The organism is Nitrospira sp. Ecomares 2.1, from assembly GCF_965152585.1.
In genome coordinates this window covers 616,933-631,884 of record NZ_OZ224219.1, presented here as the reverse complement: position 1 = coordinate 631,884, position 14,952 = coordinate 616,933, and the positions used below count along the sequence as shown (strand labels likewise).

At 48.2% G+C, this 14,952-nt stretch carries 11 protein-coding genes; 3 read left to right on the top strand and 8 right to left on the bottom strand.

Going from position 1 to position 14,952, the window contains the following annotated elements:
* Window positions 1-558 precede the first annotated feature (558 nt).
* Entirely contained in the window at window positions 559-1,089 is a 531-nt protein-coding gene (locus ACWHYD_RS02945; RefSeq protein ID WP_447964434.1) for a hypothetical protein, read from the top strand.
* A 51-nt stretch (window positions 1,090-1,140) separates the two neighbouring features.
* On the top strand, window positions 1,141-2,313 hold the full coding sequence (locus ACWHYD_RS02940; RefSeq protein ID WP_447964433.1) for a PIN domain-containing protein: 1,173 nt from the start codon (window positions 1,141-1,143) through the stop codon (window positions 2,311-2,313).
* Between the two features lie 979 nt (window positions 2,314-3,292).
* On the opposite strand, the gene glnD is transcribed toward ACWHYD_RS02940, so the two are convergent.
* The 5 genes from glnD to aroC form a co-directional block, all read right to left on the bottom strand.
* Window positions 3,293-5,998 carry a [protein-PII] uridylyltransferase gene (glnD, locus tag ACWHYD_RS02935; RefSeq protein ID WP_447964432.1) on the bottom strand — a complete coding sequence of 902 codons (2,706 nt, stop codon included), beginning with the start codon at window positions 5,996-5,998 and terminating at the stop codon, window positions 3,293-3,295.
* 42 nt (window positions 5,999-6,040) lie between these two features.
* Window positions 6,041-7,831: an NAD+ synthase gene (locus ACWHYD_RS02930; protein WP_447964431.1), complete on the bottom strand. Its 1,791-nt coding sequence runs from the start codon at window positions 7,829-7,831 to the stop codon at window positions 6,041-6,043.
* Window positions 7,832-8,005: 174 nt separating this feature from the next.
* Window positions 8,006-9,259 carry a GAF domain-containing protein gene (locus ACWHYD_RS02925; RefSeq protein ID WP_447964430.1) on the bottom strand — a complete coding sequence of 418 codons (1,254 nt, stop codon included), beginning with the start codon at window positions 9,257-9,259 and terminating at the stop codon, window positions 8,006-8,008.
* A gap of 1 nt (window position 9,260) precedes the next feature.
* Window positions 9,261-10,430, bottom strand: a complete 1,170-nt coding sequence (gene aroB / locus ACWHYD_RS02920) for a 3-dehydroquinate synthase (protein ID WP_447964429.1) — start codon at window positions 10,428-10,430, stop codon at window positions 9,261-9,263.
* A gap of 79 nt (window positions 10,431-10,509) precedes the next feature.
* The gene (aroC, locus tag ACWHYD_RS02915) at window positions 10,510-11,670 is read right to left on the bottom strand and encodes a chorismate synthase (protein WP_447964428.1); all 1,161 of its coding nucleotides are present in this window, start codon (window positions 11,668-11,670) and stop codon (window positions 10,510-10,512) included.
* 251 nt (window positions 11,671-11,921) lie between these two features.
* On the opposite strand from aroC, the gene ACWHYD_RS02910 reads away from it, so the two are divergent.
* Window positions 11,922-12,077, top strand: coding sequence for a hypothetical protein (locus ACWHYD_RS02910; protein WP_447964427.1), 156 nt, complete (start codon window positions 11,922-11,924; stop codon window positions 12,075-12,077).
* A 402-nt stretch (window positions 12,078-12,479) separates the two neighbouring features.
* Here ACWHYD_RS02910 and pilO read toward each other — a convergent pair whose 3' ends face one another.
* The 3 genes from pilO to pilM are packed head-to-tail and all read right to left on the bottom strand — an operon-like array spanning window position 12,480 to window position 14,696.
* Window positions 12,480-13,073, bottom strand: coding sequence for a type 4a pilus biogenesis protein PilO (gene pilO / locus ACWHYD_RS02905; RefSeq protein ID WP_447964426.1), 594 nt, complete (start codon window positions 13,071-13,073; stop codon window positions 12,480-12,482).
* On the bottom strand, window positions 13,070-13,633 hold the full coding sequence (locus ACWHYD_RS02900; protein ID WP_447964425.1) for a PilN domain-containing protein: 564 nt from the start codon (window positions 13,631-13,633) through the stop codon (window positions 13,070-13,072). Before ACWHYD_RS02900 ends, pilO begins: the two co-directional genes overlap by 4 nt.
* Window positions 13,626-14,696 carry a type IV pilus biogenesis protein PilM gene (gene pilM, locus ACWHYD_RS02895; protein ID WP_447964424.1) on the bottom strand — a complete coding sequence of 357 codons (1,071 nt, stop codon included), beginning with the start codon at window positions 14,694-14,696 and terminating at the stop codon, window positions 13,626-13,628. The genes ACWHYD_RS02900 and pilM overlap by 8 nt, the downstream gene beginning before the upstream one ends.
* Window positions 14,697-14,952: the final 256 nt, after the last annotated feature.

Below are 14,952 nucleotides of genomic sequence, written 5' to 3'. Positions count from 1 at the left end.
ATCAGCTTTTTGAATCTCCAAATCGTGGAATTGGAGGAATAGGAAAAAGACCGACAAACCTTTGCCCTCCTCTAAATTGATCAAAAAACGAGATGAAAAACACGGGGAGACCGGAATGACTGACGAGAAGCAGAACGCAGCTACTACAACTTGATTGAAAAACCTGACTGCCGGGGGACATCCCATTTAAAAATCAACCCAGAGAGCAGCGTCCATCCAGTGGCACCATTCCTTATATTCATCCAATTATTCTTTCATTCAATTCAAATAAATAAGATGTAACCTCCCGGCAGCCGTCTTTTCCCACTGATCACTTGTTTTCACCAGCCTGTTTTCCACATTAAATGATTCATTTCCAAATGAGTATCCTTGAAATTGACAATCCTTGGTGGTTTTATGTACCATAATTTGATATTGATAATGGATCTCAAATTCATATAAATAAGAGTGACCACCTGACTCTACCCAGGATGCCCGTAAGTGCTCAGACACAACATATTCATGGATCAATTTCTCAAACCCGGCATATTTTTTACTGGATACCAAGGAGGAAATAACATGAAGATCGGAACACGTGCTCCAATGTGGAAAACCCCCTGTCTGTTAAAGGGAGGATTGCAGTATCTTCCCTTAACAGCATTTCAGGGATCCCAATTTGTGTTGTGCTGCTTGCCCGCCTTTACTGAAACCGATGCCTGGTTGTTAGAACAACAAGCCGACCGGTTTCATGCAAGTGGGGCCGTGCTCGCGGCCTTAATATCTGACAAAGCCTTACTTGGGAATTCTTGGTGTCGTCCTCCTCGGGACTTTGGTCTTCCGTTATTGACTGATCCTCTCAGGCGCTTGGAACGTTCCCTGCACCTCACCAACTCTTTACCACCCCATCGATGCGAAACATTATTTTTTGACCATCGTTGCTACCTACAATTTCGTCTATTCCATGATCTGAACCTCCGAGGGATTACCACAGTGCTTGAGGTTGCAGAAAGTGATTTCTGCCAGAGATCTGCTCAACCTGTTCTCAAGTCCAGGCTCACCTTCGACCATTCCCCGGCGCATTGCTTACCACTTGAGGCTCCAACGGGATGAATCTCCTCCCTCATTTATCGAATTAGCAGTAACCTTTGAAGGATATACTCTATGATGATTGCACCAGCCTCCACAGTACCCGTTGTTTCAAAAACGCCCTTTCTTTCCGTTCACCAATGGCTGTTTCTCATTTTGTGTCTCATGGTAGGAATGCATGCCGGCCTAGGACATGCTCCTTCTCAATGGACCGATGCCCTTCCAGACATCGTGCTGTTGGGAGCCACCGGCTTGGCAATCGGCTGCATAGGCCTATTGATAGAACGACAACTCATGTCATGCCGCCGCTCCACCTTGATTGGTGGTAGCATAGGACTTATTGTCGCCCTGGCAGGAATCGGTTTTTTATCGATCATGGGAATGGGATCAGGTCTCCTCCAGATGTCTTCCCTCACCCCGTGGATCGGACTCCCTCTGTTTCTTCTCTGTCCCTACATCGGGTTGATTGTCGGTATTCACATCTCCAACACACTGGTGCCGGCCCCTATCGCTGAACAACCAAAAATATCTTCTCCCCACACTTCACTTACCCCATCGAACACCGTTCAAAAATTGCTGGATTCTAGCGCCATTATCGATGGCAGAATACTTCCTCTCTGCACCACAGGGTTTTTGGAAGGTCCTTTCCTGGTTCCCAAAAGTATTCTTCATGAACTCCAAACATTAGCCGACTCCGCTCACCCCTCTAAACGAATTAAGGGGAAGCGTGGCTTGGATATCTTATCTCAACTCCAACAGTTGCCAAACATGGAGGTGGTGATAATTGAGGACTGGGAACCCGAAATATCCGCAGTTGACCATCAACTCATCGCCATAGCCAAAAATCGCGAAGCTAAGATCGTGACCAACGATTGGAACCTGGCAAAAGTCGCATTACTTCAAGGTGTATCTTCCCTCAATGTGAACGAATTAACCTATCAATTACGGCCTTTGGTATTGCCTGGGGAAACGATTCGGGTTTTCATTCACAAGGAAGGGCAAGGGCAAGGGCAGGGGATTGCACATCTAGATGATGGCACGATGGTCGTCGTTGACCACGGTGCCACTCTGGTCGGTCAAGCCATTGAGGTGGTGGTTACCCGATTCATGCAAACCAGCACGGGAAGGATGATTTTCTCAACTCCCCAAACCAACACCTCTTCAATGCTTTTCAATCTTCAACCGCTCCCCAATCGCTCAGAGGCCGCTCAGGAATACTCTCGTAGCCTCGTGGAAGACCAGGGATGAGGATGGACAAATGACCAAATCACCCAAACATGGTGTCGTTAAACGTCCTCAACATTCATTTATCCGGATATCTCCGCTCATCGAACTGCCCGCCTCCCCCGGAGAGGACTCTTCCCCTCTCCAAGCTAGTAGGGGACCCATTCGCACTCCTGGGTCCCCTACTTACTTTGATGCTGCTTTTTGACAAAATTAGCCTTAAGAAAGGAACCAACCATGCCATTTCAACGCTGCCCACAATGTCAGAACAGTACACTTGCACCAACCGGAGCCTTTTGGTGTTGTACGAATTGCGGATCTGCAATCACATCCCAGGCACTAGCCGCCATGAAGGAATCCAAAAAAATCAAAAGCCATCGGCATGCCCACCTCGTTCACCAGACACTTTAATGCTATCTAGGACAAAAATGCTTTATCCTATACCGTAATTTCACCACATCATTAAGTCACGGCAGAACCCTGTAATCATAGAAGGGGGACAATAACTAAACACGCCCACTCCCGTTATTTGCCCATAGCGCCCACCGCTATGGGGAGGGTAGAACCGGTTTGGACTAAAGCTACGTTCTCTGACGCCCCTGACCTGTTGGATGAGACGGCTTCTCTATGCCCAATTAGACCTATTTGTTCCGCTAATCACAAAAAGTGGTTTCCTTAACACCCTTCTACCGGCATGGGAGAATGTTTACCGGATTTCCCTTCCTTAACATTGGATGAACACCTCAATATTAGCCTAAATCTGATGCCCGACTAGATAAATGTGAGGAGGATGTCAAGCAGTGCCGCCAAGCATTAATATCCAACCCTGACAATAAGGGAATTTCCGAAACCCTCTCCCGTGAATTTAAATTTTCTGAAGATGCAGCAATGGTTAATGGCCAAAAATAGGTTTCTAGCTGAAAAGCCGGAGTCTATACCAAATGCCCTCTTCCATCACTCACCGTGCCGGTAGATGGTGCATGATACGCAAGAACCATCTACATTATTCATCCAGAAATTGATCAACAGCGGCATGAAGAGTATGTTGAATTTGCTCACAGTTTTCAACGGAAAGAATTTTTTCTCCATGGGAGTTGGTTACATAAAAGACATCAGCCACCTGATCTAACCTAGTCCCGATTCTCGCCATATGAATTGAGAGATCCAATTGAACCAGGGTTTTAGCGATCACAAAGAGTAGCCCTTGCTTGTCATCGGCAAAGATGTCAATCACCGTATAAGCATCGGATACCCCCTGATCAATATGGACTTCCGTGGGATGCCGGCCAGTTGGAAAGGGACGGCCAAAGGCCATGCGCCGTCGTCGTTCAACCAATTGATGCACTGATTGCCTTCCCTCCACGACCTGTTGAATCTCCTTCGCCACCTCCTCTAGGCGACCGACAGATGGCGGCCCTTCATAATCAGAATCGTAGACCGAAAACACATCCCACACCGTGCCATCCTTGAGTGTCATAATTTGCGCTTCCAATACCTGCAATCCCATGGTGGCCAATACTCCCGCCACTTGCATGAAAATTCCCGGCTTGGTCTGTTCCCGCGTGATCAGCACATACTCCGATACGCCTAACGTTTGATTGAATCTTGCCTCCACTTGGGTCGACTTTACAGACAGAGATTGAATGGCTAAAAGATACGCAGCCATCTGGCCAACCGGTGTCGATTGAACATACCGACCGGGAAGTTGTTGAAGTGTGGCATTCACCCGTTCCGTCCAGTCGAATTCAGGATAACGTCCTTCGCCTCGATAATTCTTTAAAATTCCGATAAGTTCATTTCGAGCTTCTGGCGAAAAATTCATACCCCCATCACCGGAATTAGATGGACCTGTGTCCCCTGCGAGCTCTGCGTAGGTCAGGGAATACAGTTCACCTAACAGGGACTCCTTCCATTTCGTCATCACCTCAGGTCCCACCGCTGATATATCTGCAATCGTCAGAATGAAGAGCTTCTGAAGGATCCCGACGGTTTTCACAATTCGAGCGAATGTGACAATCGTTTTCGGATCGTTCAGGTCTCGACGAAAAGCCGTATGAGACATCTGCAAATGGTGGCGAACCAGGAATGCCAGAGCCTGTCGTTCCTTCTCAGATAAATCCAACCGATCAGCCGTTAGGTGGGCAATCTCCTGACCGACTTCACTATGATCCCCCGGACGCCCTTTGCCTAAATCATGAAGCAGCAGTGCCAAATGCAAAATGTCTTTATCAGGGATGTTCCGGTAGACTTCCCCTATTATTCCTTGATGATTCTGGAGGCGCTCCGCTTCCCTCACTGCAAGCAGACTGTGCTCATCAACCGTGTATTTATGATATTGATTGAACTGCATGAGGCCACGTACTCGGGAGAAAGCCGGCACGAGTTTTTCCAGTAGACCGGCCTGATGCATGGCCTCAAGAGTTTGAGCTATCCGACCAGGGGTTGACAAAATGTGTCGAAAAAGCACACTCACCGATTTGATATGAAACTGTTCATTGGGTAGGGTTCCCATGTGCTGGGACAATTCATTGAGAATGCACGAATCGATGGGGACAGCCTGACGATGAGAGACCATAAATAACTTAAGAAGCAACATAGGGCTTTCCATCACCTCAAGTAATTTATCGGTCTGAATTGTCAACCGATTTTCTAGAATACGGAAATGTCCTTCGATTAAGGGGGAAGGGCACCATCGCCGGACCCGGTCAAGCCAAGTTCCCTTTTTGGCTTGATCAAAAAACCGCCGCCCACGGTCAAATAATCCGGTCGTATGACGGAAATACACTTGCATAAATTGCTCAACGGCCAGCAAATGAGGATGATCCACAAATCCCCAAATTGCAGAGAGCCGAACCTGATCGTCGAACGTGAGAATATCTTGAGCCCGTCCCGCTTCAAAATGTAAAAAACACCGAACTCGCCATAGAAATTCCTGTGCATCCTGCAGAACCTGATAATCCTGAATAGCAATTATTCCCCGATTCGAGAGTTCTTGAATCGTCCCCGCCCCATATCGAGCCTGGCCAATCCATTGCAACAAATGCAGATCACGTAGCCCCCCCTTACTTTTTTTAATATTCGGCTCGAGCATAAATACCGTCTCACCAAATTTGGCATATTCTCTCTCCCGCTCTTGGATTTTATCGAGAACAAACCGTTGCGCTCGCTTCTTGATGATCCGACGTGCGAATTTTCGTTGAAATTCCTGAAACACTGAAGCACTGCCAATAAGAAATCGTGCTTCCATCAGTGAGGTACAGGCAGCGAGGTCGGCCTCTGCGATCGTCAGGCATTCTGCGAGGGACCGCACACTATGCCCAACTTGAAACCCAAGATCCCAAAGCCGGTGAAAAACTCCGGTTGAAAGCGCCTCAGCGACTTCTCCTTGATTGCCCTGAGTGAGAATCATGACATCGATGTCGGAATATGGAGCTAACTCCCGCCGCCCATACCCCCCCATGGCCACTAAACAACACTGCTGCCAGCCAGCGCGTACACCGGCATTGCCTTGCTGAATGACCTCACGAAACCGCGCGATCAGTAAAGCATCCATAAAATCTGAAAAAGCCTGGGTGATTTCACTGCCCATCGCCCCTTCGATTAATCTTTGCCGAAGAACCTCCCGCTGTTCCTGGAGAAGGTGAAGCCCCAGATAGGAGTCCTTGTGTTCCGTTAAACCGGGAGGGGTCAAAGGAAGGTCTTCACTCACAGAAGGTAACTCCACTAAAGCTGATCATGCCAGGCATTCAGGTTAATCTCCCGAAACATATCGGTTCGTAATCGGCATCCGCCGATCTTTTCCTAACGCTCTCGAAGTAATTTTAATGCCCACTGGCGCTTGTCGACGCTTGTACTCGCTGCGATCTACCATCCCCATGACCATTCGGACAACATGAGAATCATAGCCCATCTTCACAATCCTATTCATTGACTCATTGTCCTCAACATAGGCCTGAAGAATGGCATCTAACATCGGATAGGGAGGGAGGGCATCCTGATCTGTCTGATCAGGCCTCAACTCAGCGGAAGGGGCGCGCACCTGAATTCTTTCTGGAATAATCACTCGATCAAAACAAGAGCCCCTATACTCGCTTCGCCATCGAGAAAGCTGATACACTTTTGTTTTGGGAATGTCTTTGATAACGGCAAACCCTCCAGCCATATCCCCATACAGTGTGGCATACCCCACACTCATTTCGCTTTTATTCCCCGTCGTCAGCACTAAGTATCCGAACTTATTGGAAAGAGCCATCAGCAGGGTTCCTCGGATGCGGGCTTGGAGATTTTCTTCTGTCGTATCAGCCTGACAGCCGTGAAAGGATTTGCCCAACACCCGAAGAAAAGTCTTGAATACGCCTGATATTGAAAGACTCCGCATATCGATTCCTAATTTTTTCCCTAGCCGGCGAGCATCCTCACGACTTTCCTTAGAAGTATAGGGGGATGGCATCATGACACCCATGACATTGGACGCGCCTAAAGCATCTCGGGCAATCAATGCGGTCAAAGCCGAATCAATCCCTCCGCTGATACCGACAAGAACCCTGGAGAAGGCATTCTTCCTCACATAATCTTGCACTCCCAGCACGAGTGCCCGGTAGATTTCTTCCATCTCTCCGATTACCGGTGTGAGCCTTATGACACTTGGAACTCCAGACTTCGGCCACGTTGGTGTCCATCCCATGCGGATCATCGGAATCCGAACCTCATCGGCATCGAATTCAGGTTCTTTTCCAGACCTTTTGAATTTCCCCTTTCGTATTGACGGAATATTGAGGTCGGTAAGCAAGAAATCTTCTTTAAAGGCTTTTGCCCGCGCAAGTATTCGACCGGTGGAATCCATGACGAGACTATTCCCATCAAAGACCAATTCATCCTGGCCTCCAACCATATTGGTATAACTAACCATTACATTGTTAGCCTTAGCCCGAACCGCCAACATGTGTTCACGACTTTGGGTTTTCCCAATGTGATAAGGAGAAGCATTGATGTTTAGGATAAGCTGAGCACCGCCATACGCTGCCTGCTGGCTGGCCGGACCATTGGCAAACCATATATCCTCACAAATATTGATTCCGATACGTAACGGGCCCAGGCAGTAGACCGGACTGGTTCGTCCCGGTTGAAAATACCGTTCTTCATCAAACACTCCATAATTGGGCAACTTTGATTTGGCATATGATCTTTTCACCTGTCCATCGACCAAAACCCACGCCGCATTTAAGGGCTTCCTTCGATCAAGCCCGGAGCCCAGGATGGAATGTTGAGCAGGACGATCAGATTCGATTACGCTTCCCACTACGGCCATAATCCCCTTCGTGACCTTGGCAATACGGTCCCGCATCCGACTTATATTAAATAGAAACTGGGGCATGAGGAGAAGATCTTCTGGAGGATATCCACACACCGCCAATTCCGGAAAGACCACCACATCCGCTTTGGCTTTTTTGGCCTCGCGAATCCATCCGCAAATGGTGCGCGTGTTCCCCTCTAGATCCCCAACGACCGCATTCATCTGCACCATTGCTAATCGAAGCATCATGATAAAAAAAACGTCCTCTGTCCCAGCGGAACCGAGGACGCCATTGTCCTTTGAGCTAACATATACAGGAAGACGTCGTTGTCGCCCTTCAGCGTATTATACAAGTGATGAAGAGTCCGTTCAAAAAACCTTTCCTCAAATTCCTATGTCCATGATGAATCGTCCTAGGGATGCCTACTGAGTCGCCCGTTGAAGTTCCTCCGCGAGGATAATCGCATCTGCAATTTCTCTCATGGATTTTCGAAGATTCATGCTTTGTCGTTGCATAAGACGAAACGCTTCAGGTTCTGACAATCCCCTAGACGCCATTAAAAATCCCTTAGCACGCTCTACCAATTTTCGCACTTCCAGGGCCTCCTGCATCTCAAACGATTTTTCCATAAGCCGAGTGTGCTCTATGGCGACGGCGGATTGATTCGCAATGGCTTGAAGCGTGATCACTTCTTCATCTGAAAACGCATGGTAACTGGAAGTGTATACATTTATCACCCCAATCGGATTTTCTTTCATGAGCATGGGGATGGACAATAAAGAATGCAATCCTTCCTGTTTCGCCAAATCCCGATAAAAATATCCCTCTTCCGCCTTTACATCCGAGACATACACCGGATGGTGATCCTGCACAGCCCGACCACTCATGCTCTGCCCAACCTTCAAAGGTGGCTTCCGCCGGTACGCATCGCTCAGACTTTGAGTGGCAGCAATGCGAAGTTCCCCAGAAGCCTGGTCGACCAGCATGATCGAGCAGATCTTTGAATTCATCAGCTGAGCGGTCATAGTCACAATTAATTGCAGCACATCCTCTATCAGTCGATTAGACGCCACAGTTTCCGACACTTGGGAAAGAGTTTCAAGCCGGCGCGCTTTTTGCCGCATATCATCATACAATCTGGCATTGGCAATGGCTCCGCCGACTTGATTAGCAATGGTCAGTAAGAGGGCTAGCGTTTCTTCGGCATACCGTTTCGGCCGCTTATGCTGAACATTGATGACTCCGATCATTCTCCCCTTACTTGTGATGGGAACTGACACAAACGCCTGAAAACGATCTTCCGGCAGACGATGAAAAAACTTAAATCTGGCGTCATCACTTGCATTGCGGGAAATCACCACTGGAACTTTTTCTCGTGCCACCCATCCGGTAATCCCTTCACCCAGACCAATAGATATCCGCCCGATGAGCCGGGGATGAGGATTTTTTGATGCACGCAGAATAAGTTCGTCTGTTGTTTCAGAGATCAAATACAACAGACAGGCATCCCCCTTCGTCACTTCAACAACCACCTCCACTATTTGCTTTAATACTGTTTCCAGCTCCAAAGAACCACTAATGGATTCGCTGATTCGGTGAAGAATCTGCACTTCACGGCTCCGTTCCCGAACGAGGTGCTTCAGGTCTTCTATGGTCGAAGGACGGACCTGAGCCATGTTATTTTTGTTTCCTGGATAGACGTGGACGACTCAATGTCTCTGGAACGGACTTCAATCGTTTCACGCGGGAGGACTGACTGGCAGTGAACCATTGACGAATACGTTGCCGAACAAGGGGCACAACTTGGACATTCCCAATTGAGGTGGGTACCACGCAATTGATTTGGCCCTTTACCACCTTTTTGTCATGTTGCATGGCCCCCCAGAGATCCATGAATGTCATTGAGGGCATAGCAATGGGCAACCCGACATCCTGAATCAAATCACGTTGCCGCTCAACAAGCTCATTAGTACACATCCCTAAAAATTGCGCCATTGCGGCTTCCTGCACCATGCCGATTCCCACAGCCTCTCCATGAATCCATGTTTTATAGCGTCCCCAAGTTTCCAGTGCATGGCCTACGGTATGGCCATAATTCAAAATTCGGCGGCGCCCCGATTCCCGTTCATCTCCGCCCACAACTTCGGCTTTAATTTCACAACACCGCCGAATGACGGTAGGGATCACATCCTCTGCTTGTTCTCGTAAGCCATCTATGTTTTGCTCTAAATATTCAAAAAATTTCGGATCGGCAATCATGCCATACTTAATCACCTCCGCTAAACCTGCGACCCATTCACGTTTCGGAAGAGATTGCAACGCCTGCGGATCAACGACAACGACACGTGGCTGATAAAATGCGCCGACCAAATTTTTTCCTATTGGATGGTTAACCCCTGTTTTTCCCCCCACGCTCGAATCTACCTGAGCCACCAATGTCGTCGGGACTTGGACGAAGGGAACACCGCGCAGATAGACAGAGGCCGCAAATCCAGCCACATCTCCCACGACCCCCCCACCTAACGCCAACACCACTTCCTGGCGCTCAAGTCGTTGCCTGACCAGTTCATCCAGTATTTTTGACAGCCAATACATAGATTTAGCTTTTTCTCCATCGGGAATCACAACAAAAAATGGAGAAAACCCGCACCGCTTCAAGGACCGGAAAACGACTCTACCGTAGAGCTCATTGACGATTGAATTGGTCACAATGGCAACTTGACCGGATAATCCAACATCCTGAAGCACACGGCCAATCTGAGGCAGAATTTGCGGTTGGATAAGAACGTGGTAGCTCCGGTCTCCTAAAGAAACCGGAACGTGTCTCGAGAGTTCAGAGATATTCATCTAGCGGAAATCACCAGAAAACGGTCTCATTACAAGCAACAAAAAAAATCTGCCACGATAGGAGCTCAGGCCAAAGCACTTAAAACGTTCGGACATACTCTTGATAAGCCTCAAAATTTTTTTTCATTTCATCCAACGTATCTCCACCAAATTTTTCAATTAAGGCATTGGCCATTTCATATGCAATCACCCCTTCTCCGACAACACCGGCAGCCGGTACAGTACAAATATCCGAACGCTCCACGGTGGCCTCAAACGATTCTTTAGTTTCAATATCCACACTGTCTTTGGGAGTGTAAAGGGTCGCGATGGGTTTCATGGCCACCCGCAGAACAATCGGTTGCCCATTAGTAATACCGCCTTCCAACCCACCAGCATTGTTCGACTTTCTGATAAATTGTCCTGTGGCTGTATCAAAGTAGATATCGTCGTGCACTTCAGAGCCAAAACGGCGGGCCGACTCAAAACCCATTCCAATTTCGACCCCCTTCATAGCTTGAATACTCATCGCAGCAAATGCCAAGCGAGCACTCAGTCGCCGATCCCATTGAGCATAAGTCCCTAGCCCAATCGGAACGTTCGTCACCACGACTTCAAAAATTCCACCCAAGGAGTCCCCTTTATGTTTGGCTGCCCGAATCTGTTCAATCATTTTTTTTGCCGTCTCCGGATCATGGCATCGTACGTCAGATTGTTCTGCATGTTCATATGCCATCAACGGGTCATTCGGTCTGGGGGCCGCAACGCCTCCAATATCCATCGTATAACTGACCACCCGCATATCAAACTGGGCGAGCAACGCCTTCGCCACCCCACCAATAGCCACTCTGATGGCTGTTTCTCTGGCACTGGCTTTTTCCAGCACATTGCGGATATCCCGATGCCCATACTTGATGGCTCCAACCAAATCTGCGTGGCCCGGTCGTGGACGAGTCACCACGCGTTCGGTGGAGGGGGGACCAGGTTCTGACGCCATGATGTCTTTCCAGTTTTCCCAGTCTTTATTCCAGATCAACAGCCCTAAGGGATTTCCCAAAGTTTTCCCTTTTCGAACCCCACAAATAAATTCAATCCGGTCTTTTTCAATGCGCATCCGGCCACCACGACCATATCCGCCTTGCCGACGGATCAAATCTGCATTAATTTCATCGGCCACGACCGGCAAACCTGACGGAACTCCCTCCACCACCGCCATGAGACCTTTCCCATGGGATTCCCCCGCATTTAAATATCTCAACATTTCATTCCTTTTTTCAGGATTACACACTCATGCCGGTGGCATGTCTCCTCTTATCCATTCCCAAACGTATCAAGTATGGAGCTGCGAACTTAGTCGACGGGTATTGTTGAACGCCTAATAACCCCTTTCGATGAGCGCAAATGGGTTGACGAATCATCCCCTAGACTTCAAGAGTATGGATTATGAAGGTTTTTTCAGGCTTTCTCAACAAAAATATTCATGGTGATTTTTGAATGGTGGGGAAGGAAAGAATGAAGGTTCTTGTCGGGGAAGCCCCCCTCACCGAGGAGGCTGAAGAGACGTACTCCAGTAGCACCTCCTTCTCACTGATGGTCTTAATCGTCCATCCTGATCGAGCAAGTTCAACCCCCGGTCGTACCAAAACTCGCTCAGTTGGAGATATCTGAATGACCGCCTGGTGGCCATCCTGGCCATGCATCACACCAAGAAGTCTCCAGACTGGATTATCTGCGAGGGGAGCATCTTTCGGTTCTGTATCTGATTGGGTCGAAACCTTGGGCGTTGGCAGGGGCTTCGGTATGCGTTTGAAAGGGTCTCGACGATTCACGACAGCGTGTCTGGCATTATCCTGATCTACCCTGGTTTTTGCTAACCTGCTTGGATGAGAAGGCAATGGGGAGTCTCCTTTCCCGGCAGCCTCTCCCATTAACCCAACAAAAATCAACACACCCCAAACACAGACAGAGTAGCTCGCGCACCATCTCCAGTATACCGCCATCCTTGAGACCGTACCCCACATGAACATGACACCGTGCCCTCGCATTCCCGCCAGGAGTTGATTGGCTCGATCATGTTTTAAGCAATTGCTGAACATGTTCAATACCTAAGGGGGTTAACCCGTGCATCACCAGATTCGTGATAAGGGTAGATGAATTTTCGTTTTCTGACCTTCCGGCCATGACAATGGAAGAAATACTTTCGACCCATGCAAGCTGACGCAAGTCATCCAAAAATTGAACTGTTCCCTCGAATTCCCCTTCCACTTTCACGGCAATCCGAATCGAAGCTTCAGCACCCTGAAGTTCCGTCCAAAGACCTTCGGGCTTCCACCCCCGAACCGTCACACCCTTTCGCTTCGCAATTTCCATGATATCCCTTCGAAAAACTTTTGATTCAATATGTTCAGGAAGTTGTTGAATTCGAGCGGACAAAATTTCACGTAAGACGTTGATTTCTCTTTCGATGGCTTTCAAGGAGTCTGTTTTCTGGAGGAGCCCGTGGCGTTCCTGATCTAGGTGAGCGACTTCTTGTTGTAATTCCTCAAGCGAGTGACTCATTTGCTGCCACACAAAGAGGTGGTTACCCAACAGACAGACAAGCATCACCCCCACCAGAAAACCGAATCGATGCCAGATCGATAGTGCCTTCCACTGCGCCATCATGTGGTTACCTGATGATCCCATACAAAACGAATCAGAAAGGAAAAGGCCACTGATTCTCCTTCTGGGCGCTCAAAAATTTCCACTACAGGCAAACTCATGATGATCCGATCATTCTCTAACGCCTCCATAAATTCCACAATATCCTCCAGTGCTAACGATTGTCCGTGTAATTCCACCATCCGTGATTCCAGTTGTACCCGCTCCAACCAGATATCAAGGTCTCCGACATTTCGACTAACCCCATCCAGCAAAGCTACCGGCCAAGCCTTTTCTTTCTCCTGGTCACTGAGCCGCCCAACGGAAGTCATAAGAAGCGCTTTTTGCTCCTTACGACTTTCCACATTTTGAAGTCTTTCCTTTATCCGAACTAAAGCCTGCATTTTGACTGATTTTTCTTGAAGCAAGGCATCAACCTGTTCTTGCAAAGATTTCGTCCACCACCAACTCGCCCCCCCAAAACCCATGAAAACCACCAGACCTAACAACATACAAATCAGCCAGGAAGACTTATGAGGACTCACTTGACGCTGAATTTGGCGTGCTAAATTAATTTCAATCATGAGGGTCGAGCCAACGCAATGCCGCTCCAACGGCAACACCAAATAAAGGCAAGGCTTTCTGAAATCGACAATCCTGTTGAATGTCCTGAGGGACCACGATCTTTTTGAAGGGATTGACCAGAATTACGGACACAGCCAATGAATCAGCGAGTCTTGATTGGAGTCCTTCCAGGACCGAATACCCCCCTGACAGGAATACGCCCCTCACGACTCCCCCGTCAGTTATTTCCGAAACATCCTTGGCAGTTTGAATAACCTGCTCGATGGTCTCCTTAAAAAATTGCTCGAGAAGTAAAGATTCCGAGGCTCCTATCTTATAGCCATTACCAGAAGTTTCAGAAGCCGATTGCATCTCGTCAAGCAGGTCTCCATACCAATCGGCCTCGTAGGATACTTGGTGAATATGTATAGGATGACCTTCTTCCATGACCACCGAAAGAATGCCGGTTGGTCCAAGATGAACAATCAGCCACGTTCCTTCTTGGCCATAGTTATAGACAACCATATTCACGAGTGAGAAAGCATCCACATCGACAAAACCGACACTCATCCCTTGCTGTTGAAATTGTCGCATTCGTTCCTCAATAAATTCTTTTTTTGCCACAACCAGAAGAGCTTGATCCTTTCCATTGTCCAAGGGTCCTGTGACGTTGTGCCGATACACGTCCCACACGGCACCTTGAACATCAAGAGGAATATACCGGTCAAGCTCCAAAGCCAGGTGTTCTCGAAGATCATTTTCCGACATATTGGGAAACGTCAGTCTTTTCAACAACACGTGAGAACTCGAAACCGTAAGGCCCACAGTACGAGGAGAAGGGGATAACTGTTTTCGGAGAATTTGGACGAGATGTCGGTCCTGCTCAAAATCCGATTGGGGATCGAGATTAGATCTAGAGGTAAGGGCTTCAATCACAACACCCTGTAAGAAAGGACTGCCATATCTCGGTTTTAGGGTCACTGCCTTCAACAATCGAGACCCCACATCCACGCCTGTAACATTCTGGCTTTTCCACGAATATCCACTGACCCTTTCTGCTATGCCTTTCCAAATTGCATTCATCTTATTTAGTTCAACAATAATGGCCAAATGTCCCTTTACCTCAATTGAGGTTGTATCTGGATTATCTCTGTAAATGCCATTCCCAAATATGATGTCGTGTTTTTACCTAGATTCGGTTGGTCCCAACACTTGGAGACAATCCTCCTCGTTTGCCTGGTTTACCAATCCCCTTCCCCTTCCCTTCCCTTCGGAATGGCTCTATTATGCCAGGCTTGCTGAATGAGAGGTCAAAAACCGTCGCTTAAAGAAAGGACGG